The organism is Ruminococcus hominis, from assembly GCF_014287355.1.
Taxonomy (GTDB): domain Bacteria; phylum Bacillota; class Clostridia; order Lachnospirales; family Lachnospiraceae; genus Schaedlerella; species Schaedlerella hominis.
On record NZ_JACOPE010000001.1, the window covers coordinates 2,618,806 to 2,642,801 of the forward strand.

General features: G+C 38.7%; 21 protein-coding genes. 1 reads left to right on the top strand and 20 read right to left on the bottom strand.

What is annotated here, in order from left to right:
- Nucleotides 1-3: 3 nt before the first annotated feature.
- The 20 genes from H8S40_RS11615 to pyrE form a co-directional block, all read right to left on the bottom strand.
- Nucleotides 4-1,428 carry an ABC transporter permease gene (locus H8S40_RS11615; RefSeq protein WP_186865275.1) on the bottom strand — a complete coding sequence of 475 codons (1,425 nt, stop codon included), beginning with the start codon at nt 1,426-1,428 and terminating at the stop codon, nt 4-6.
- Complete coding sequence (locus tag H8S40_RS11620) at nt 1,397-2,977, bottom strand: COG1361 S-layer family protein (protein ID WP_186865276.1); 1,581 nt, start codon at nt 2,975-2,977, stop codon at nt 1,397-1,399. The genes H8S40_RS11615 and H8S40_RS11620 overlap by 32 nt, the downstream gene beginning before the upstream one ends.
- Nucleotides 2,977-3,759: an ABC transporter ATP-binding protein gene (locus H8S40_RS11625; protein ID WP_186865277.1), complete on the bottom strand. Its 783-nt coding sequence runs from the start codon at nt 3,757-3,759 to the stop codon at nt 2,977-2,979. The genes H8S40_RS11620 and H8S40_RS11625 overlap by 1 nt, the downstream gene beginning before the upstream one ends.
- Before the next feature lie 136 nt (nt 3,760-3,895).
- On the bottom strand, nt 3,896-4,564 hold the full coding sequence (locus tag H8S40_RS11630) for a uracil-DNA glycosylase (RefSeq protein ID WP_117990461.1): 669 nt from the start codon (nt 4,562-4,564) through the stop codon (nt 3,896-3,898).
- Nucleotides 4,565-4,579: 15 nt separating this feature from the next.
- A complete protein-coding gene (gene hisF, locus H8S40_RS11635; protein ID WP_022076252.1) occupies nt 4,580-5,341 on the bottom strand; it encodes an imidazole glycerol phosphate synthase subunit HisF in 762 nt (253 codons plus the stop codon).
- Entirely contained in the window at nt 5,342-5,956 is a 615-nt protein-coding gene (gene hisH / locus H8S40_RS11640) for an imidazole glycerol phosphate synthase subunit HisH (protein WP_117990466.1), read from the bottom strand. It lies immediately after the preceding gene.
- Nucleotides 5,953-7,455, bottom strand: coding sequence for a sensor histidine kinase (locus H8S40_RS11645; RefSeq protein ID WP_186865278.1), 1,503 nt, complete (start codon nt 7,453-7,455; stop codon nt 5,953-5,955). The genes hisH and H8S40_RS11645 overlap by 4 nt, the downstream gene beginning before the upstream one ends.
- Entirely contained in the window at nt 7,452-8,132 is a 681-nt protein-coding gene (locus H8S40_RS11650) for a response regulator transcription factor (RefSeq protein ID WP_022076255.1), read from the bottom strand. Before H8S40_RS11650 ends, H8S40_RS11645 begins: the two co-directional genes overlap by 4 nt.
- A 20-nt stretch (nt 8,133-8,152) precedes the next feature.
- Nucleotides 8,153-10,714 (bottom strand): ABC transporter permease, encoded by a 2,562-nt coding sequence (locus H8S40_RS11655; protein ID WP_186865279.1) that lies wholly within the window; start codon nt 10,712-10,714, stop codon nt 8,153-8,155.
- A gap of 24 nt (nt 10,715-10,738) precedes the next feature.
- The gene (locus tag H8S40_RS11660; protein ID WP_022076257.1) at nt 10,739-11,443 is read right to left on the bottom strand and encodes an ABC transporter ATP-binding protein; all 705 of its coding nucleotides are present in this window, start codon (nt 11,441-11,443) and stop codon (nt 10,739-10,741) included.
- Nucleotides 11,444-12,050: 607 nt separating this feature from the next.
- Nucleotides 12,051-13,724: a carbon starvation CstA family protein gene (locus H8S40_RS11665; protein WP_118724231.1), complete on the bottom strand. Its 1,674-nt coding sequence runs from the start codon at nt 13,722-13,724 to the stop codon at nt 12,051-12,053.
- Nucleotides 13,725-14,704: 980 nt separating this feature from the next.
- Nucleotides 14,705-15,976, bottom strand: a complete 1,272-nt coding sequence (gene purD / locus H8S40_RS11670) for a phosphoribosylamine--glycine ligase (RefSeq protein ID WP_118724232.1) — start codon at nt 15,974-15,976, stop codon at nt 14,705-14,707.
- Between the two features lie 9 nt (nt 15,977-15,985).
- A complete protein-coding gene (gene purN / locus H8S40_RS11675) occupies nt 15,986-16,612 on the bottom strand; it encodes a phosphoribosylglycinamide formyltransferase (protein WP_022076260.1) in 627 nt (208 codons plus the stop codon).
- A complete protein-coding gene (gene purM, locus H8S40_RS11680; RefSeq protein ID WP_117991829.1) occupies nt 16,606-17,631 on the bottom strand; it encodes a phosphoribosylformylglycinamidine cyclo-ligase in 1,026 nt (341 codons plus the stop codon). Before purM ends, purN begins: the two co-directional genes overlap by 7 nt.
- Nucleotides 17,632-17,645: 14 nt before the next feature.
- Nucleotides 17,646-18,146, bottom strand: coding sequence for a 5-(carboxyamino)imidazole ribonucleotide mutase (purE, locus tag H8S40_RS11685; protein WP_022076262.1), 501 nt, complete (start codon nt 18,144-18,146; stop codon nt 17,646-17,648).
- An 80-nt stretch (nt 18,147-18,226) separates the two neighbouring features.
- Entirely contained in the window at nt 18,227-20,311 is a 2,085-nt protein-coding gene (locus H8S40_RS11690) for an aminopeptidase (protein ID WP_118724234.1), read from the bottom strand.
- Nucleotides 20,312-20,674, bottom strand: coding sequence for a DUF6142 family protein (locus H8S40_RS11695; RefSeq protein WP_118724235.1), 363 nt, complete (start codon nt 20,672-20,674; stop codon nt 20,312-20,314).
- Nucleotides 20,664-21,125, bottom strand: a complete 462-nt coding sequence (locus H8S40_RS11700; protein ID WP_207723265.1) for a VanZ family protein — start codon at nt 21,123-21,125, stop codon at nt 20,664-20,666. The genes H8S40_RS11695 and H8S40_RS11700 overlap by 11 nt, the downstream gene beginning before the upstream one ends.
- An 85-nt stretch (nt 21,126-21,210) precedes the next feature.
- On the bottom strand, nt 21,211-21,360 hold the full coding sequence (locus H8S40_RS11705) for a hypothetical protein (RefSeq protein WP_022076266.1): 150 nt from the start codon (nt 21,358-21,360) through the stop codon (nt 21,211-21,213).
- A gap of 66 nt (nt 21,361-21,426) precedes the next feature.
- On the bottom strand, nt 21,427-22,107 hold the full coding sequence (gene pyrE / locus H8S40_RS11710; protein ID WP_117991834.1) for an orotate phosphoribosyltransferase: 681 nt from the start codon (nt 22,105-22,107) through the stop codon (nt 21,427-21,429).
- Nucleotides 22,108-22,455: 348 nt separating this feature from the next.
- Here pyrE and H8S40_RS11715 point away from each other — a divergent pair, with 348 nt between their 5' ends.
- The gene (locus H8S40_RS11715; RefSeq protein WP_118724236.1) at nt 22,456-23,622 is read left to right on the top strand and encodes an FprA family A-type flavoprotein; all 1,167 of its coding nucleotides are present in this window, start codon (nt 22,456-22,458) and stop codon (nt 23,620-23,622) included.
- Nucleotides 23,623-23,996: the final 374 nt, after the last annotated feature.

The window sequence follows — 23,996 nt, forward strand, 5'->3', positions numbered from 1 at the left end:
GTTTTATTCATTTCTAATCGCCGCCAGCGGACTTAATTTCATCGCTCTAAGTGCCGGAAAATATCCCGCCACCATTCCTATCAGCACCGCAAATGCCATGGAAGCAATAACCAGCCAGGGCGGTATATAGGAAATATTTCCATCTAATCCCATTGCACTTCCGTTTCCGGTAAGTATATTGATAATAAATGACATCAAAAAACTCAACAGATTTCCTACCACGCCTCCGATAAAGCCAATAAATGCTGCCTCAAGTAAAAACATTTGCTTTATATTCTTCAAGCTGCATCCGAGTACTTTTATTACTCCGATTTCTTTTGTTCGCTCATAAATTGACATCATCATTGTATTCATGATTCCAATTGCTGCCACAAATAAGGATACCGCTCCGATGCCTCCCAGCACAGCCTGAATCATTGCGAACTGTTTTTGCATGCTTTTTACATATTCTGCGTTTGTTGTTACTTTATAGCCCAGATTCTGGATTTCAGATGCTACAACATCTACATTATCAATGTCATCTACCTGTACCATTGCATTTGTGTACGCAAAAAATTTGTATGGTTTTCCGCTTTTTGTAGTAGGCTGTCCGGGTATTGCACGACCTGCATATTCTTTTTTCAACATATTTTTTAAGGTTGTAATATCACAATATACATTGTAAGAATGTGCATTATATGTATTTTCATCGCCTGTAACACGACCACTTGCGTGTACTACATATTTTTTAGGAGCCTTTGTAGGAGTTGTTCCTCCTGTACTTGCAGAAGAGGAATTCTCCGTTGATATTGCTGCGCCTCCTGTATTATTCAGTGAATTATAATACGCATCAGAATCTAATACAAGAAACATCTGCGCTTTCATGACATCGACATCAGGCCTCACTCCTGTTTCCCAATATCCTTTGTCAGTTCCCTTTTCCATTAGATTTTCTGTTGCAAGGTTTCCGAATACCAGCTCTAATTCCGAACTGTCTGCTTTTGGTAATGTACCTCCTTCTACAAGGCTTATATTTTGCTCTTTTAATGCTTCCGGAGTCATCCCTGTCAACTGAATGTTACCGTAATATTTTCCTGTCATTATAATTGAGTTCATTAATAAAACCGGCGATGCACTCTTTACGTGCTCTAATTTTGACAGCTTTTCTATTGTTTCATCTGTCACATATTTTGATGCTTCCTGATCTGATCCACTGTCGGAATAATAATACATCTGACTGCCCACATCTTTTCCTGTCACAGTCACTGCAGTCATACCGCCAGACTGCTCAATCTCACGATACAAGGATTGCTGCATCCCAAGACCAAGAGAAATCATTACAACAATTGAAGCGGTTCCGATCACTACACCAAGAATCGTAAGAATGCTTCGCAGTTTTCTTCGTCGGAGATTACTGCTACTCATCCTCAGTAAATCGATCCACCTCATCTGCTAAATCCTCCTCTTCCAAAGCCAATTGTTTTTTCTTCTTTTTACGAACAACAAGCACTGCTATCACTACTGCTGCCACGATTACCACAACTACGATTGGGATGATCGGCGTGCTTTTTTCTTCTTCCTCCACTGCTCCTACCATCGTTGTATCATCGTCATCCATCACAGGAGTAACTTCCATTTCAAATTCTTTTTCTGCAGTAAATGATTTTCCTGATTCATCTTCATATGTCATTGTCATTTTACACTTGCTTCCCGCCGGCACTTCTGATTCTCCCATTAACATACCGTCGATTGTTCCTGTTGCACCAGAATCAACATTTCCTACAAATACATCTTTCCCGCTGATTCCGTCTCCTGAAAATTTGATTTTAACATTATAAAGCTTGATTCGTCCTGTATTATAAATATTGCATGTTAAATTTGCTTCTTCTCCTACCTGAATGCTGTCCGGTGACAATTCAATATCACTGAATTCAAATCTTGCAGCCTGTTTGACCGGAATTGCAAGACTTGAAGAAGCTTCGTACTGTGCTGCATTGCCATCCTCGTATTTCATGGACATTGCAATACTGTATGGCTTTTGCACCAAATCTGCTCTTGCATTCAAATCAATTGAAATATCTCTTGTTTCTCCTGCCGGAATAGATTCCAGATAAATCGTGCTGGAACCAGATGACGGAAGAAATGCAGGTGCTTCTGCGGCTGCGTCCGTTCCGGCCGATGGAGCCTGCATATCAAACAATAAATTGGAAACTGCTGTTGTCTTTGATGTGTTCTTTACATGTACTGTCAATTTAAAATCGCTTCCGGCATTCACATTTTCCGGATTCGTTGAAAATCCAGTCACGATCACACGTGGCACACTCTGGCTTTTATCTGAACCTCCTGTTGCAATCGGGTCACTGTTTGAGATTCCACCTGCATCATAAATTGCCTGACCTGCATCGCCGGATACGTTCTGCGTTGTATCCGGAGTCGGTGTCGGATCAGCTTTTGGTGCATCAGCAGTTTTCTTTGCCGTTGTATTCACATAAATGTATTTATTTGTTTCGTAAATATTTGTCCCATCATCGTATGTAATCTGAAATGGTGTTTTATAAGATTTTGTCTCTACATCAGCTCTGACTGAAAAACTCCATGTTGCTTCCGCAGACTCTCCCGCCTTAATCTGTTCAATTGTCTTTTCCTCATTCATATTTTCAATTTTGAAAGGGAAATCAGATGCATTATCGATTACCGGAGAAATTTTCACATTATTTGCATCACAGCTTCCTTCATTTACTATTTTTACTGTTAATTCTACCTTCTGCTCTGCATTATAATTTGGTGTAGACTGTCCTTTGCCTACCGACAGACGAATTTTGGGAATTGGTGTCTCACTTGAGCTTCTGGATATGGCTGACGGATTCTCGTTTCCACTTTCTCCTGCCACATTTACATTTGAAGCTGCTTTGTTATCCTGCGCGAAGCTTATTGGTGCCATTGCTGTCAGCATTGCCAGACTCAATATCACCCCTGTTGCTTTTTTCCAATGTCTCATTACCTGTTATCCTCCCCTGATTGTTTTCCTGCCATCTCTTCTTTTATTTTTTCACTTTCTTTTTCATCCTGACTTAAGTTATTCACATTTTTGTTTCGATTATCTTCTATTTTCACAATTTTTCCATCTATAATATGAAATACTCGGTCAGCATATGTCGCAAGATGATTGTCATGCGTTACCATAACCAGTGTTTTCTTCTGTTTACGGACTACATTCTGCATCAATGCCATAACTTCTTCCGAAGTATGTGAATCCAGGTTTCCTGTCGGCTCATCTGCAAAAATAATTTCCGGGTCTACGACCAATGCTCTTGCAACGCCAACTCTCTGCTGCTGTCCTCCGGACATCTGATTCGGCATATGTTTCTTTTGTTTTTTCAAATTAACCAAATCCAACATCTTATCCGCCTTTTTTAATCTCTCTTTTTTCGGAACGCCCCGAAAGCTGAGTGGCAAAGCTACATTTTCCACCGCATTCATTGTACTGATAAGATGAAAGGACTGAAAAATAAATCCGACATGATCACGTCTGAAACTGACCAGACCATCTTCGTTTAATTTTTCTATATGCCGTCCGGCAATGATTACTTCACCTTTTGTCGGCTTTTCTAATCCAGCCAGCATATTTAATAATGTTGATTTACCTGAGCCGGATGTTCCGACGATTGCACAAAATTCACCTTCGTAAATGTCAAAATCCACACCATTTAATGCTCGGACTATCGAATCACCGACCCGGTACAATTTATATAAATTTTTTACTTCTATAACCTTTTTCACCAAATGCCCTCCCTTCTGCATACGTATTATTATACTATATCTGTTCTCTTTTTTTGTTTATTTTTTCTTTAATTTTTTCTTAAAAAAAGAGACTATACCAACTCACAGCATAGTCTCTTTCTTCTTATTGTATTTTCTAATCAATCTGCCAGTCAATCGGTTCAATCCCATGTGCTTTCAAAAATTCATTTGTCTGACTAAATGGTCTGCTTCCGAAAAATCCTCTATATGCAGCTAATGGGCTTGGATGTGGTGCTTTCAGAATCAAATGCTGCGGATTTGTCAACATCTTCTCCTTTCTCTGTGCCGGCGCACCCCAAAGAATAAACACAATTGGTCTGTCCTGGTTATTTAATGCCATAATTGCCGCATCTGTAAATTCCTCCCAGCCAATTCCACGATGTGAATTAGCCTGATGTGCACGAACCGTCAACACTGTATTCAACATCAATACACCTTGTTTTGCCCATTTTTCCAGACACCCATGATTTGGAATTGTGCATCCAAGATCGTCATGTAATTCTTTATAAATATTTACCAGTGAAGGTGGAATATCTACCCCTTTCTGCACAGAAAAACTCAGCCCATGTGCCTGTCCATCGTTATGATATGGGTCTTGTCCCAAAATTACCACCTTTACATCTTTTAATGGTGTCAGGTGAAATGCATTGAAAATATCCTGTGCAGGTGGAAATATTTTTCTTGTGTGATATTCTGCATTTACTGTATCAAATAATTTTTTGTAATAAGGTTTTTTGAACTCTTCTTTAAGAGCCTCATACCAGTCTCCATTAATTCCCGACATGTACTTTCCTCTTTCCTATAATCGAACCGATACACCTTCATGCTGTAAATAGTTCTTTACTTCTTTTATTTCTAATTCTTTATAATGGAACAATGATGCTGCCAATGCTGCATCAGCCCCGCCTTCTGTCAAAGCTTCTTTAAAATGCTCCAGCGTTCCCGCTCCTCCGGATGCAATGACCGGAATAGAAACACTGTCTGCAATTGCTCTCGTCAGTTCCAGATCGTACCCAGCTTTTGTTCCGTCACAATCCATACTAGTCAAAAGAATTTCTCCCGCTCCAAGCTTTTCCACTTTCTTTGCCCACTCTATAGCATCGATTCCAACATCGACTCTTCCGCCATTCTTATAAATATTCCATCCACTTCCGTCTGCCCTTTTTTTTGCATCGATAGCCACAACAACACACTGACTTCCAAACTTCTCTGCTGCATCTGCGATCAGCTGTGGGTTATTGATTGCAGATGAGTTGATAGAAATCTTATCTGCACCTTCGCGAAGCAATACTTTGAAGTCCTCTACTGTGCGGATGCCTCCGCCAACTGTAAATGGAATAAATACGCACTCTGCAACTTTACGCACCATATCAACGACCGTATTTCTTCCGTCAGAAGATGCTGTAATATCCAAAAACACAAGTTCATCTGCACCTGCCTGATCGTAGGCTTTTGCAATTTCTACCGGGTCTCCGGCATCTTTTAAATCTACAAAATTAACACCTTTTACAACTCGGCCTGCATGTACATCCAAACATGGAATAATTCTTTTTGTAAACATCTATCTTTCCTCCAATTCCACGAAATTCTTCAGTATCTGTAATCCAACCTCACTGCTCTTTTCCGGATGGAACTGGCATGCAAAAATATTTCCTTTTTCTACAGAAGCATGGATGTGTACACCATATTCTGTTGATGCCTTAACAATATTCTCATCTTTCGCTTTCAGATAGTAGGAATGAACGAAATAAACATAGGCCTGTTCATCAACATTTTTAAATAAACGACCATTATGTTCAAGATGTAGCGAATTCCATCCCATATGTGGAATCTTTAAACCTTCACAAGCCGGGATTCTACAAATCTCTCCTTCTAAAATCCCAAGTCCTTCCACGCCCTTGGCTTCATCGCTTCGTTCAAACAAAAGCTGGAGTCCAAGACAAATGCCTAAAAACGGAGTCCCTTTTTCTGTGACTTTACGAATTACATCATCCAAATGTCGTTCTTTCAACTTCTCCATTGCATCTCCAAATGCACCGACTCCCGGAAGTATCACTTTATCTGCGCTTAAAATTTCAGATGGAGCACTTGTGATCTTCACTTCCTGTCCCAGATACAATAATGCCTTCTCTACGCTTTTGATATTACCTGCATCATAATCAATAATCGCTATCATGTCTCTTCTCCCTGTACCTTACTATCACATTTTGATGTTTTCGAATCAAGCTCAAACCAGAATTCAACTCCGTTATCATAGTTCTTCACACCATATTGCTGGTGGAATGACTCCATAATTGCTTTCACAATCGACAAGCCGATTCCATTTCCACCATATTCTCTTGTATGCGCCTTGTCTACTTTATAGAATTTATCCCATAATTTTGCAATATCTTCCTCCGGTATCGGCTTTCCACTATTAAATACGGTAACTTTTACTGTATCTCCCTGCGGTATGATACGAATCTCGATTCTCTTCTCATTGTCTACGTGATGAATAGCATTTGTCAAGTAATTTCTAAATACCTGCTCTGTTTTGAACTCATCTGCCCAAACATAAACTTCCTCTTCCGTCACGCAATCGACTTCTGCTTCTGCTTGTTGAAGCAAAATCTCACAGCTTGCCAGAACACCGCGAATCAACCCTACAAGATTAAATCGTGTGATTTCCAAATCTTCATCACCAAATTCCAATTGATTTAAAGTCAACAGATTTTTTACCATCTGATTCATCTTGTTAGCCTCGTCTATAATAACATCGCAATAGAATTCCATACTTTCCGGATCTTCTGTAATTCCATCCCGCAATCCTTCCGCATAACCTTGGATCAATGCAATCGGAGTTTTTAATTCATGAGAAACATTTCCAAGAAATTCATTTCTCATATCTTCAATCTTTTCTTTTTGTTCAATATCTTTTTGTAATTGATTATTTGCCCGCTTCAATTCTGTGATCGTTTCTTCCAGACGTTTCGACATCAGGTTAAAGTTTCCGCCTAGAATTCCGATTTCATTTTCACCGCCACTTGTATACTTTGCATTAAAATCCAGATTTGCCATGCGCTGTGACAGTTCAGCAAGCTCCATGATTGGCTTTGTAATCTTTTGTGAAAAAAACCATACAAAGAGCAGCCCACATAATACCGTAACACCACCACCACAGATCAGAAACTTATTCGTCGAGTTTACGGTATCGTAAATACTTCCATAAGGACTTCGGATAATAAAAATAGACTCGTCAGCCAACTGTCCGACCATATCCATATATTCTTCTCCTCGTCCCTGATCCTGGACCTTGTATATTTTGTAGGAATCCCTTTCTTCCAGGACCCGTCCGATATCTTTTCCTACGATATATCCGATCAAACGCGTAAACAGACGCCCTTTCCTTTCCTGCTCTGTGTTAAATGTAATATCTGAGCCTGAATTGATCACAAGTACTGCACAATTCTTTCTCTCACACTGCCTCTGAAGCTCTTCCTGTATCTCAACCGAATTGATATCATCCTTCTTTGCTGTTTTATCTAAGGTTTCGTAAAGCTCGACCATCTCGATTTTTTTATTTTGTATAAAAAATCTCTCCATGAAGCTGGAATTGATGATAAACATCATCACAATAACAAGTGCTACTGCTCCTGTGAACAATGCTAACATCTGACGTTTAATTGAGTATTTCATTTTTCTACCTCGAATTTATATCCCATTCCCCAGATTGTTTTAATATACTCTCCCTTATCACCAAGCTTACTTCTCAGCTTCTTAACATGTGTGTCAATCGTACGTGCATCCCCAAAATAATCATAATTCCAAACATTATTTAATATTTTTTCTCTAGAAAGTGCAATCCCCTGATTTTCCACAAAATAAGTTAGAAGCTCAAATTCCTTATAGCTTAAATCTATCGGTTTATCATCAATCATAACACTGTGCGCCGCCTTGTCAATCTTAATTCCGCCTGCGTCAAGAATGTCTGACATGTCTGTACCATTTATTCTTCTTAAGATTGCTCCGACTCTCGCTACTAAGATTTTCGGACTAAATGGCTTTGAAATGTATTCATCTACTCCCAGTTCAAATCCTTGAAGCTCATCTCTCTCTTCCGACCGGGCTGTCAACATAATGATTGGAACTTTTGAATGCTCGCGGACTTCCCGGCATACCTGCCATCCGTCCATCTTTGGCATCATAACGTCCAGAATGATCAGGGCAATATCTTTATCTTCGTAAAATAAATCCATTGCTTCCATACCATCTCCTGCTTCTAATACTTGATAACCTGCTCTTGTCAGGAAATCTTTTACCAGCTTTCTCATTCTGCTTTCATCATCTACTACAAGAATCTTCATTTTTTCCATTATTGCTATCTCCTTTGAACTTACTCAACACTCTTGAGTGATTCTACCATATCTATCTTTTTCAACTTAAAATACATTACACCATTTACAAACATTGAAAAACCAATTGTGATTAAAAATCCGAATATATAACTGCTCAGATCAATATTTCTTCCAAACATTGCTGAATCCACCTCCACTGTTTCAATAATAAAACGATGCAGTATTTTCCCAAGTCCACACCCGACGACAGAACCCAGTATTGTTAACAGAATGTTCTCACGATAAACGTATTCTGCAACTTCTTTTGGATAGAAGCCCAGCACTTTCAAAGTTGCAAGTTCTCGCTTACGTTCTGTAATGTTGATATTATTCAGATTATACAATACAACAAATGCCAACAATCCCGCTGAAATCACAAGAACTACAATAACCATATTCAGACTTCCCAGCATATCCTCTATCTGTGCTTCAAAATCCTTTGTATAGCTGACACTTAATGCGCCATCTTTTTTCAGTGCTTCCTCACCGATTTCTTCTGCTACTTCTATCTGCCCGTCATTGACTGTATAGAAAATAGAATTATAGCTTACATCCTTACCATACAGCTGTTCATAAAGCCCTGACGTCATATACATATAATGCCGCATATAATTCTCACATATTGCTGATACCGTCACTGTCACATCTTCTTCGCCTGACTTTTCAATTGTAAATGAATCACCTTGTTTTACTCCCAGCTTATCTGCGATTTTTTCTGTCAGGATCACACCATCATCTGTTAATTTATATTGCTCTTTTGTCACACGATTCTGATAGACAAACAGCGAATCATTCTCTTCTCCCGGCTCAAACACTGTAAGATATACTTCCTTTTCTGTATCATCCTTCTTAATTGTTACTTGTTGCTGCAAAGCCTGTGTAATATGTTTGATCCGGTCATCACTTTTCAGACTGTCTGTAATCTCTTGCTTTGCGGTATCTGTCGCTTCTTCATTCAAAATTAGATCGGCATCAAACAGTTGCAGATCCTCGTACTGCAATATTCCGATATTTACAATCGAATCATGCAGACCAAATCCAAACAATAGAAGTGCCATGCAGCCTCCGATTCCAAACAATGTCATAAAAAATCTCTTCTTATAACGAACCAGATTCCGGACCGTTGATTTCCAAGTAAAACTTAAACGCTTCCATATAAATGGGATTCTTTCTAACAGAACCCTCTTTCCCTGTTTTGGAGCCGGAGGACGCATCAATTGTGCTGCCTGCTCTCGTAGCTCTTTATAACAGGATGTAACTGTTGCAAAAAGTACACAAAATACGGCTGCAGCTGATGCAACTCCTGCATAATACAAATTGTACGGAACTTCAATATTCGGAACATGCGTATATATAATTCCATACGCTTTGATAATAATATACGGAAATACTTTTTCTCCAAACAATGCCCCAAAAACACATCCAAGGATTGTTGCAAGCGATGCATATCCAATATATTTTCCCGCTATGGAAGCTTTCGAATAGCCCAGTGCTTTCATCGTTCCGATTAACGTCCGCTGTTCTTCTACCATACGTGTCATCGTTGTCAGACTGATAAGTGCTGCCATCAAAAAGAACAGTACCGGAAATACCTTTCCGATAGCCCGCATACGGTCTGCATTTTCTCCATAACCGCTGTATTCTACCAGATGCTCTCTGTCATAAATATACCATTTAGCCTTCGGAATCTGACTCATCTCATCGTCCAGACTTTTCAATCCATCCTGACCATTCATAAATACCTGATATGTCTGTGCCATCATCAGCTGCATTCTTGTTTCTGCCTCATCTAACACTTCTTCATATCTTGCATCTTCTCTTTCTGTCTTAATCTTCTCAATTCGCTTCTCAACTTCATCTACACGATTATCATATTCTTTTGTAAATGCTGTTAACTTCTTAGCTCCCTCCACAGTTGCATAAATTTCTGAATATGCATCCATATTAAAGCTCTCTTCCAATACACAGGCAAATCCATTGATTGTTCCTGTTCCAATTGTCGTATTCCCACGACCAAAAGACACATATGTCGGACTGCTTACTGTTCCAACAATTTTATATGTGTCATATTTTAATGAATCGGTAATCGCATCTTTTGTTCCTGAAGAAAATGTAATCTCATCCCCGATTTTGTATCCATTTGCTTCATAATAATCAATATCCAGAACACATTCGTTTGTATCCTTTGGCAATCTGCCTTCCTCAACAGTAACCTGATTCATTGTTGGAAGCAGTGACATGATATGCACAACCTTCTGGCTGTCTCCCGACTTGCAAAGTACGTCCGTTGAGTATCCGGCTTCTACGTCTTTTATACCCTTCACCTGGCGGATGGCATCCACATCATCCTTAGTAAGCCCCAGGGTACTGATTATTTGCAGATCCATAAGATTTTTCTCATCAAAATATGCATCCCCTGACAATCGCATATCCGGCTCCGAAGATCGGATTCCTGAGAAAAATGCAACTCCGATTGCGACGATAAAGAAAATCGACAGAAATCGTCCCATACTTTTTCGGATTTCCATATAAAAATCTTTTCTAAGTGCTTTTTTACTCATCCTTGTTCTCCATCTTCTATTGTTTTACCATTCGATCTCATCAATTGAAACTGGATTCTCATTCGTTATCATAGAAGAGACTTTTCCATTTTTAATTTTGATCAGACGATCTGCCATCGGCGCCAGTGCAGAGTTGTGTGTAATAACGATCACTGTCATTCCTTTCTCTCTGCACATATCCTGCAGTAATTTTAAAATTGCCTTACCTGTATTATAATCCAAAGCTCCCGTCGGCTCGTCGCATAATAATAATTTCGGATTCTTCGCCAGTGCTCTTGCAATTGATACCCTCTGCTGTTCTCCGCCGGAAAGCTGCGCCGGGAAATTATCCAGTCTGTCTCCCAGACCAACTTCGCATAATACCTGTTTTGCATCCAGTGGATCCTTACAAATCTGAAGTGCAAGCTCTACATTCTCCTTTGCAGTCAGATTCGGAACCAGATTATAAAACTGAAATACAAATCCAATATCATCTCTTCGATATGAAGTGAGCTGACGCTCATTATACCCTGTAATATTCGCTCCATCTACCAAAATCCGTCCACTAGATGCCGTATCCATTCCCCCAAGAATATTCAAGACAGTTGTCTTACCGGCTCCACTTGGTCCCACGATTACTACAAATTCTCCCTTTTCAATTTCAAATGAGATACCATCCACTGCACGTATCTCCACTTCGCCCATCTTATATACTTTTGTAATGTCTTTTAACTGCACAAAACCTGCCATACAATTGTTTCCTTTCTGTGTATTATCATTCAAAAATATTACAATACGAACATATTTTTCAAGAATGCCTCTGCATTCTTGCTGCGAGATGCGCGTCATGCAATGCATGACATACTTCTTCTGCGCATCTCTGCAATCCTGCCGGAGGCTATATCAGATGGGGGATTGACTCCCACCACTGATACTGATTTATTACTCGCCACCTACAGAGGTGGGAGTCATCTCACTTCTGATATATATTCGTATTGTATCATATTTTTGTTGAGCAAAGCATATGTTCACATTTTTTTTATACTTCCGAGATGTTTTTTATATATTAGGAAAGCACTTTTCTATTTCAAGTCGAGAAGCCGCGAGACTTGGCGCGTGATTCTGGTCAGCGTAAGCTGACACATTCTTTGCAGAATCACTGCGCATCCTCGCGGAGCGTTTATCTCAGTCGAGAAGACTCCCACCTCTTTCAGATGGTGAGTCTTCTCGACTGAGATAAAAAAATAGATAATCGAACTTCTTAATCATATAAGTTAAATTAAGAAGTCAATTATCTATTCCTTTAGAACGATTTTATAAATCGCTATTTTATTTTTCTAGCATTTTTAATCCAAATTTATTTCTCTGTCAATTTCTTAATACCCTGGATTGTTACAATCACACCAAGCAATAAGAGCAATACTGCAAAGATTAACTGCAATGTGTTTCCAAGACTAAGTCCTGTTGCAACAAACTGTCCACTTAATTTGTAGATTGTCATTCCAAGTGCTGTAAATGTTACTGCCATCATAAATACCATTGGAATCCAAAGCATAGCACCCTGGCGTTTTGTCTTTTTCAAAAATACTGCACAAGCTATTAATGCAAGTACTGATAACAACTGGTTTGCAGAACCAAACAATGGCCAAATCTCTGCATAACCAACTTTTGCAAGCAAATATGCAAGTACCAGTGTAATAATTGTTGAGAAGTATTTATTTGTTACCACTTTCATAAATGGTGAAAGATTCTTCATATCTGTATCGTCATCGATGAAGAATTCCTGGAACGAAAGTCTTCCGATACGTGCAACTGAATCAAGAGATGTCAGTGCAAAAGCTGATACAGAAAGGTTGATCAATGTAAATACCAGACTATGTGGTAATCCAATCACATCAAGGAAGTTTGCAATCGCACCTGCAAAAATCTGTGGCTGTGTTGTAAGTCCCTGTGCTGCTGCCTCTCCATCTGCGAAAGATGCAACTGCGATCAATGCGATTACAGCCAGCATACTTTCCATAAGCATAGCACCATAAGATACAGGAAGCATATTTTTCTCATTTTTAATCTGTTTTGAAGCAGTTCCTGAAGATACCAGTGAATGGAATCCAGATACAGCTCCACATGCAATTGTTACAAATAAAATTGGGAACATATAGCTTCCATCTACATTGAAGCTTGTGAAAGCTTTCAGGTTACATGATGGATTTGCTACAAATACACCTACAATTGCTGCCAGAATCATAAATATCAACAAATAACTGTTCAGGTAATCACGTGGCTGAAGCAACATTGTTACCGGGGCAACGCTGGCAATCAAAATGTAAATGAAAATCAAAATATGCCAAGTCTCTCTTGTCAGATACATTGGGAAATTCAGTCCAAGAGCAACTGCTGCGACAAGCATAATAATTGCGATTGCTGTATTAACCCATTTGTTCAATTTACCATATTTCAAAATAAATCCAAGAGCAACTGCTTCTAAAATAAAAATCATGGATGTTGTTGCTACTGCACCATTTGCTGCAACTTTAGTTATAGTGCCTGCTTCGTCTGCTACAAACCCGTTAAATGTTCCTGCAACTACATCTGCAAAAGCTGCAACTACAAGGATACAGAATAACCAGCAGAATAATAAGAACAGTTTCTTTCCTGTTTTACCAATATATTCTTCAATAATAAAACCAATTGTACGTCCTTTATTCTTTACAGATGCATACATTGATGCAAAATCCTGTACTGCACCAAAAAATACACCACCGATCAGTACCCATAAAAGTACTGGAAGCCATCCAAACATTGCTGCCTGAATTGGTCCGTTAATTGGACCTGCACCTGCGATTGAAGCGAATTGATGACCAAATACAATATTTGTATCTGCTGGCACATAATCTACTCCATCTTCCATCTCATAAGCAGGAGTTTTCGCATTCGGGTCAATTCCCCATTTTCTCTCGAGGTACTTTCCATAGAAAAGATACCCTCCTCCTAATACAACAATGGCGATAACCATCATTATAATTCCATTCATAGTCTCTCCTTCTTCCTATCTAAATTCTATTTTTAATAGTGTTTATTTTACCGATTTACCTCGGTAGAGTCAAGAAGCGTTTTATATAAAATTTATAAAGTTTATACTTTTGAAATAATCATATTGCACAATCACTATTTAGTTCACAACAGCCCCAAGCAAGAAAAAGACTATGCACTCCTGCTCAGCTTCATCGGGCAAGCCTGACTCCAATTCGCTGGATTGCATAGTCCTTTTCTTGCTTTTTGGCGTATCGTGGTTGAAAGAGGTGGAACGATGAGAAGATTTACTTTTCTGGTGTCTGATGTATCTATATCATGAGGTTATTTGCTTGTACAGATGTCTTTGTGGCAACTGATGTATCTGCAAGACCTTAATATTTTCTGTTACAGATGCTCTTTTCTTGACCAATGTATCTGCAACTTGCTTTTCTTCGAACTTGCAGATACTTTTAAGCCTGCCTGTCATGTACAATTACATCTGCATCTTGCCTTTTCTGGGATTTAAAGATACTCCCCTTGCAAATTTTGCATCTACATCCCGCATTTTCGATAACGTGAAGATGCTCCCCAGTAAAATTACGCATCTTCAACTTGCTCTTTTAATGCTTTGCGGATGCTCCCCATCAAAATTCTGCATCTTCAATTCCCCTAAAATCCACTATCGCAGATATCTTTCCCCATATCCTTTGTTGCTATTTAGTTCACAACTTGAGCCAATACATTACTTACAAAAAAATTGATATAAAAATTCGAGCGAATATGGAGTGAGCGTTGGAGACACTTAGAGCGTAAATTTTTGCATTAATGAATTTGAACGAACATGTTTAAAGCTGCGTAGCAGCAAGTTTGAGTTCAAATTCATTTGCTTTTAGCAAAAATTTACGCTCTTATGTGTCACCCGCTCATGGAATCTGAGCAAGAATTTTTATATCAATTTTTTGTAAGGAACGTATTGCCACCCAGTGAACTAAACAGCAATCACGCCTCATCAATTGCCTTTCCAATATCATGCCGCATATACTTATTCTTAAACTGCACCCATTCTGTTGCAGCATAAGCATTTGCTCTTGCCTCTTTGAGATCTTTTCCTTTTGCTGTCACACCAAGGACACGTCCTCCATTTGTGACAATATGATCCCCATCAAATTTTGTTCCGGCATGGAAGCAATAATATCCTTCATGTTTGTTGAATTCATCCAGACCACTGATTGGGAATCCTTTTTCATATGAAACAGGATAGCCTTCTGATGCAAGCACTACACAGACAGCAGCATTATCTTCAAACTTTAGATCTACCTGATCTAAAGTTCCATCAATACAAGCTTCTGCCACTTCAATCAAATCATTTTTCATTCTTGGCAGTACAACCTGTGCTTCCGGGTCTCCAAAACGTGCATTGTATTCCAGCACCTTTGGACCATTCTCTGTCAGCATCAATCCAAAGAAAATAATTCCTTTAAATTCTCTTCCTTCTGCCGCCATCGCATCTACTGTCTTCTGGTAAATATATTTATTACAGAATTCTTCTACCTCTTTTGTATAGAACGGACTTGGCGAGAATGTTCCCATTCCGCCTGTATTTAATCCTGTATCTCCGTCTCCGGCACGTTTGTGATCCTGTGCTGAAGTCATTGTCTTAATTGTTTTACCATCGACAAATGAAAGTACAGATACTTCACGACCTGTCATAAATTCCTCGATAACCATCTCATTTCCCGCTGTACCAAATTTTTTGTCCAGCATAATGGTCTTCACGCCTTCTTTTGCCTCTTCAAGATTCTGACAGATCAAAACACCTTTACCAAGTGCAAGCCCATCTGCTTTCAATACGATTGGAAATTTTGCTGTTTCCAGATAAGCAATTGCAGCTTCTGGATCTGTAAAATTTTCATATCCTGCTGTAGGGATATCATATTTCTTCATAAGATCTTTTGAAAATGCTTTTGAACCTTCCAAAATTGCTGCATTCTTACGAGGGCCGAATGTACGAATTCCAGCTGCTTCTAACTCGTCTACAAGACCTCCAACCAATGGATCATCCATTCCGACGATTACCAGATCGATTTCTTTTTCTTTTGCAAATGCAACTAATTTATCAAATTCCATCGCACCGATTGCAACGCACTCTGCATATTCTGCAATACCTGCATTTCCCGGTGCACAATACATTTTATCTACTTTTGAGCTCTTTGCAGCGCTCATAGCAATTGCATGTTCTCTTCCGCCGCTTCCTACTATTAATACTTTCATTGTTTCCTCCTAATCACAAATCACAGTTCTTCCATCTTCTACTGTGACTTTTCCATTTGCAATAAGGTCAATTGCCTCTGGCATAATCTTCCATTCCGCCTGTTCCATCACACGCTTCTGCAATATCTCCGGAGTATCGCCGTTTTGCACTTCAACCGCTTTTTGTAAAATAATCGGACCTGTATCTGTTCCCTCATCTACAAAATGAACTGTCGCACCAACCACCTTCACTCCTCGTTTCAATGCAGCCTCATGTACTTTCAATCCATAATATCCTGTTCCGCAAAATGCCGGGATCAAAGATGGGTGAATATTGATCATACGATTGCGGTATTCTGCGATCATCTCTGGTGGGATTACCACAAGAAAACCTGCAAGCACGATCAAATCCGGTTTGTATGCATTTACACGCTCCAAAAATTGTTTATTAAATATATCTCTGCTTTCATAATCTTTCGGCGAAATACATTCTGCCGAAATTCCATGCTTTTTAGCACGTTCAAGTGCAAATGCATTTTTATTATTGCTGATCACGCCTACAATTTCTGTATTTGTAATTGTTCCTGCTTCCACTCCATCTATAATTGCCTGCAGATTTGTGCCACCACCGGAAACACATACTAATACTCTTAGCATAATGTTACTCCTTTTTCGCCTGCTTCAATATGACCAACTACATATGGCTGATCTCCTGCTGCTTTGATTGCTTCCATTGTCTTATCAACATCAGCCGGATCTACAGCTACGATCATACCAAGTCCCATATTAAATGTGTTATACATCATCTGCTCGTCAATTTCTCCCTCTTTTGCCATCAAGCCAAAGATTGGAGGTACTGGATAACTATTTTTCTCAACTACTGCATGAACTCCATCGATCAGCATACGAGGAATGTTTTCATAGAAACCGCCTCCTGTGATGTGGCTGCATGCTTTTACTGTTACACCTGCTTTTTTAATGCTCTTTAATGCCTGTACATAAATTCTTGTTGGAGCAAGAAGTGCCTCTCCAAGAGTTTTTCCAAGCTCATCATAATATGTATCAAGTGATTCTTTTGTCATATCAAATACTTTACGAACAAGTGAAAATCCATTGCTATGTACACCAGATGAAGCCATACCGATCAGTACATCTCCGTCTTTCAGATTTTCTCCTGTAATCATATCCTTACGGTCGCAGACACCTACAGAAAATCCTGCAAGATCATACTCATCTTCCGGCATAAGTCCTGGGTGTTCCGCTGTCTCTCCTCCGATCAATGCTGCATCTGACTGTACACATCCTTCTGCAACCCCGCTTACGATTGCTGCAATCTTTTCCGGATAGTTTTTTCCACATGCAATGTAATCCAGGAAGAATAATGGTTCTCCTCCTGCACACGCAATATCATTGACACACATAGCAACTGCATCAATTCCGATTGTATCATGCTTATCCATGATCATGGCAAGTTTTACTTTTGTTCCACATCCGTCAGTTCCTGACAATAAAACAGGATCTTCCATTTCTTTAATCTTTTTCAATGAAAATGCTCCTGAAAAACCGCCGAGTCCACCGAGAACCTCTTCTCTCATTGTTCTCTTTACATGCTCTTTCATCAACTCTACTGATTTATAACCTGCTTCGATATCTACGCCTGCCTTCTTGTAATCCATAACCATTCTCCTTTTTAATATGCTTCGTATCCAACTTCATCCAGTCTTGCTGCTTTTGCCTGTACTGCCTCTTTCATCTCAACTGTATATGCTTTTAATTTTTCAAGTAATTCTGCATCTGAAACTGCCAGAATCTTTGCTGCCATGATTGCAGCATTCATTCCACCATCAATTGCAACCGTCGCAACCGGTACTCCCGGTGGCATCTGCATAATAGAAAACACAGCATCCATTCCGTCAAGCTTGCTGCCTGAGAGAGGTACTCCGACAACCGGCATCGGGAATAATGCTGCGCACATTCCTGGTAGATGTGCTGCCATGCCTGCTCCTGCAATGATTACTTTCACGCCCCTGTCTTCTGCGCCTTTTGCCCACTCGAAAAATACATCTGGCTCTCTGTGTGCAGAGATGATCGTCATCTCATAATCAATTCCAAATTTCTCTAATGTTTTTGCAGCTTTGCTCATCACTTTAAGATCCGAGTCACTACCCATTACGATTCCTACTTTTGGCATGTTACATCCACCTTCCTTATTTAAAGTATTGTATCCATTTTGTACAATTTTTTGGTTTCCTTGGACAACTTCACTTGTTTTTATTGTCCGTTATACTCGTCCAAAGGTTTATTAAGCACTTCCGTTCCCGGTAATACAAACCTTCCGTCCTTCAATAGTATAATATTTTTCCCATCTTTTGTTAATACACTAATTTCTTCTAACTCTTCATAAGGTATGGTTATATCTGTATGACATTGATAATATGCTTTCTCTATATCTTCCTTTCTTAATATGGATACGGAATTGTCTCTTGCAACAATTTCTTTTCCATTTGGATTATATACTTTAATATCTTCACTCCAACTATAGCAGGTATCTCCCACTGCGAAATGAGGTCCTGTTTTCTCTGCAATCAAAATTGGCATCTTGTCCTCAATGTTATATTTTTTACCGGCTACATACGCTGTCGTATTCGTTCCGATTGCAAATTCACCGATTGGCAGTGTTGGATGATTGTGTAAAATATTATCGTAAATATATTTTTTATTCTCTTCTTCGTCTTCAAAATTACTGCAGGTATAAGATTCAATCATTCCATCTTTAAACTGTATCTCTAGATTACAGTACTGAAGACCTTCTAAAAATACTTTGCTTACATGCAAAGTTCCATTTGTTCCTTCCAAAACCGGCGAAGTAAACACTTCTCCTACCGGAATGTTGACATCTGCAACACAATTTTCAAAAATAGTTTCTTTCTCAGGATCGTTTAATTTGTACAATTGTACTGTCAGGTCTGTCTTGTTCTCACCTTTTCCAAGAATACGCACAGCTTCTCCCTGATCCAGTGCATCGATCATTGTCTGCTGTACTTTCTCGTATAAGTTTGCATCCAATGTATTGATCTTGATCACTTCATCAAAAATTTCTTTGTACTGTTCTCCAATCTCCGGAATTGGATATGCAACAATTGTAAAGCTTCTTTCTTCGCCCTTAATATACTGATTTGTCAACTGGCCTGACTTACTTGTATATAATAAAGTAAGCTCTCTTTGTGCCTCATCATATGTCAGGTTTTCCTGTTTACTATCCGGTGAAAATGGTTTTTCTCCAAATATCTCCATCACAGCCGGGCCACCCATCAAAGCTGCCTGATCCTTATTTTTCTCATAAGTGTTTTTCAATATATCAAGTTTTCTTTCAACATAACGCTTATCCATAAACAAAGCCTGATCTGAACGATGGTCATAATCATACTGTGGGTTTGCAATTGCACCATAGTATCCAATCTTAAATTGCTCTTTTCTCGTGATAACACTAGAAGCTGCACGATATATTGCCGGCTCTAATCCCATTTTTCTAAAATTCTCTATTGCAATTTTAACTACACGTTCAAAACCAAGACAATAGCGGAGATCTACTACTGCCTTCTTAGATAAATCTTTTCCAGTATTTATAAAACCAATGCGATATCCTTCTGTGTAAACATCTGCCATCTTTTGAAGCACTTCATCTGAAAGATTTGCCAAATGTCTTGCTGTTCCAATCTCATTTTCCGTAATATATTCTCCAAAACGATAGAGATATCTCTCGTCATCAAGGTCTGCTTCCATAATCCATTCTGTTGCAATAGAAAGTTCCGGAATAAGCTGTTCCTCAATACGGTCAGCAAGAAATACATCACAATAATCACTTGCATACCAGTATATTATTTCTTTTACTGTTTTAAACTCCGGCACTTCCTCTTCAAAGCAAGTATATACTTCTATCAGAAGTTCGTTCAGTATTGTAAGATAATCTTTTCTGTTTTCAAATGCATATGCAATTCCACTTCTAAGCTCTGCATATAACATACTAAGCAACTGTCCGAATGTCTCTCCTAACTCCTGTACTGCAAAGGCCGGATTTGCATAACTTTTCTCATATTTTACAGGCAATACGTCCGAATACAAAAGTGTATTCAGTTCCTTCATCTCCTGCAATTCCAGATTATCCCATGAACCATCCGCAATCTTTATCCTCACTGCTTCTAATTCTAAAAGAAATGCTGCCATCTCCTGAAAATATACCACATACGGCTTGGCAATGCCTTCTTCTATCATTATCTGATTTAAACGTTCTACAGAAAGTTCATGGCGCTCTGCACACATCTTATTTCTTTCTGTCTGCCACATCATCTCTGACATCTATCGTATACCTCCTACAAATATCACAATTAAAAAAATTAATATTAAAATATTACATCCAATTCCAACTCTGCACGTAATATACTTACGATCTCTTTCTTTAAGCCCTTTCGAACCTGCCTGTATTCCAAAAATAGATAATCCGACTGCCAGAATCCCTATTCCTCCTACATAGCCTGCTGACTCTCCATGCTTTAAATAAGCAAGCAGTATTGCTACGAAAATTACAATTACTGCCCCCAGTGCGTATGCACAGGACCAAATCCCCATATGAGAATGTTTAATCTGCATTTGTCCATATTTTCCATAATTCTTCAATTCTTTTTCCATCTTGCGCTTTTGTTGTTTTTTATTACTGCCCATCGTGCTTTCTCCTAATTCCATTACATATCACAAACAAAATATATCCCACCGCACATCCTACAGTATTCAAAAACAGATCATCCACATCGAAGCTGCCGACTTTTGTAAAAAGCTGGAATACTTCAACGCCCAGACTCAGCAGACATCCTGAACAAACTGTCTTAAAAAAGCCTCGAAATCTGCTTGCCACTGCAATAAAAAAACCATATGGAACAAATATCAACACATTTCCACATAAATTTGTAAATACTGCAAAAAATCCTAATTCTTTTCGATACTCCCAAAATCGTTTTATCTCTTTAAATAATTGAAAATTATACTGGTATTCCTCTGCGATACCAGTCCTTCCATACCAATCTGAGAAAAGCAAAAAATATATCAGAAATAAAACATACAATATAAATAAAACTTTTCCTAAAGCACGGATTCTTGTTGCCTTTCTTTTTTTCAAAATACTGCACCCTTACTTTATTATTTTTCGGAAAAAAGCGGATTATACAATCCGCTTCTCTCCACTCACCCATATAAAATCTTACTTAGAATATAATCCGTTTTCTGTCTTTAAGCAATCTTGCTCCATTCACGATTGCCACAACTCCTGTTGCAATCCCTGTTACCAATACAACAATACCAAGAGCAACACTTCCTGCTCCTGTTGTTGTCATAGTCTTATATATTCTTTCCATGAAATCCTCCAAAAAAGTTATCCACATATATCCTTGAATATCAGAAATATATCAACAAAACATTGATTATTTTACACCATATTGTTCATAATATGCGTCAATCGCTGCTTTTATTGTATCATCAATCACAACTCTTCCGTTTACTTCTTTATTGTATAAGCACTCGACAACTTCAGCCATATCTACAATTGCTGCTGTCTCAAATCCGTATAAGTCTTTAATTTCATCTAATGCACATTTTTCTCCACCTTTTCCAACTTCCATACGGTTCAAAGACACGATCAGTCCAACGATTGTAACATCAGCTGCACCTTTTACCTTTGGTACAGTCTCTTCCATAGACTTACCTGATGTTGTAACATCTTCGATCATAATGACACGGTCCCCGTCTTTTAGCTTGCTTCCCAGAAAGCTTCCCTTATCTGCACCGTGATCCTTTTCCTCTTTACGGTCAGAACAATAACGAACTTCTTTTCCGTATAATTCACTGTAAGCGATTGCTGTTACTACTCCAAGCGGAATTCCTTTATAAGCTGGTCCGAATAATACGTCAAAATCATCTCCATATTTGTCATGGATTGCTTTTGCATAATACTCTCCAAGTCTCTTTAACTGTGAACCTGTCACATATGCTCCCGCATTCATGAAAAATGGTGATTTTCTTCCGCTTTTTAATGTGAAATCGCCAAATTTTAATACATCACTTTCTACCATAAAATTAATAAATTCGCTCTTATATGCTTCCATTTTTATTTTCCTCCTCGTTTTATACATACGTTATTATATTTTTTATTTCTATCAGAATCACTACGCATCCTCGCGGAGCGTTTATCTCAGTCGGAGATTGGACTCCCACTGAGACAAATTTACTATTACTCGCCACTTTAAAAGGTGGGAGTCTTCTCGACTAAGATAAAATTCTCTTCGATTTTATCATATTTTCAGGTCATTTTCAATCGTGAACGACTTGATTTTTCGAATCTGCATATGAAGCTAGACTCTCATTCTTACAATTCTTACTTATGGTTTACCCTTGCTACCGAATATGTTATACTGATGTAGTATTTAAGAATTCATTTTAGGAGGAAATCAATCATGAGTATTGTTACAATTTCAGATTCTATTAAATATATCGGAGTAGATGATACAACTCTTGACTTATTTGAAAGTCAGTACATCATCCCTAACGGCGTTTCTTATAATTCTTATATCATCCTTGATGATAAAATTGCAGTTATGGATACTGTCGATGCAAGAAAAACAACAGAATGGTTTGAAAATCTCGATAGAGAGCTTGCTGGACGCACACCTGATTATCTTGTAGTTTCTCATCTGGAGCCTGACCACTCTTCTAATATTCAGTTGTTTGCCGAAAAATATCCAGCAACTAAACTGGTTCTCAGTGCCAAAGCTAAAGCTATGCTTCCTCAGTTCTTTGACATTGCAAAATTAGATGAGCGCTGTGTTGTTGTAAAAGAAGGTGAGACATTAGAACTAGGTGCTCACAAATTACAGTTCTTTATGGCACCAATGGTTCACTGGCCTGAAGTTATGGTAGGATATGAAGCTACTGAGAAAGTTCTCTTCTCTGCTGATGCATTTGGTAAATTTGGTGCTCTTTCAGCTGATGAAGACTGGACATGTGAGGCAAGAAGATATTACTTTAATATCGTTGGAAAATACGGAGCACCTGTTCAGACTTTACTTAAAAAAGCTGCAACACTTGATATCGAGACAATCTGTCCATTGCATGGACCAATTCTTAAAGAAGATCTCGGTTACTATCTGGATAAATATAATACATGGAGCAGTTATAAAGCTGAAGATGACGGAGTACTTATAGCATGTGCTTCTATCCATGGCAATACAAAGAAAGCTGCTGAAAAGATGGTTGAGATTTTAAAAGCAAAAGGTGCTAAAAAAGTTGCTTTTACTGATTTGACAAGAGACGATATGGCTGAAGCAATTGAAGATGCATTCCGTTATGACAAGCTGATTCTTGCTGCTTCATCTTATGATGCAGGTGTTTTCCCTCCTATGGAAGACTTCTTAAATCGCCTGTCACACAAAACATATCAGAATCGTAAGGTCGGAATCATTGAGAACGGTTCTTGGGCACCATCTGCTGCCAAAACAATGAAAGGTATTGTTGAGACATTTAAAAATGTAGCTATCTGCGAGCAAACTGTTACAATTAAATCTACTATGAAAGATGCTGATGTTGAAGCAATGGAAAAACTGGCAGAGGAAATTCTTGCTTAATTGCTATTTAATTCACGACGGCCTCTAAGCAAGAAAAAGACTATGCACTCCTGCTCAGCTTCATCGGGCAAGCCCGACTCCAATTCGCTGGATTGCATAGTCTTTTCTTGCTTGGAGGTGTACCGTGATTGAAATAGGTGGAATGATGAAGGATTTACTTTTCTGGGATCTGATGTATCTACATCCTGAGTTTATTTACTGTCGCAGATGCTTTTTGGACAACTGATGTATCTGCACTGCCTTGATATTCATTGTTGCAGATGCTCTTTTGGGAATCAATATATCTGCAACTTGCTTTTCTTCGAACTTGCAGATACTTTTAAGCCTGCCTGTCATGTACAATTACATCTACATCTTGCTTTTTCTAAAACTTG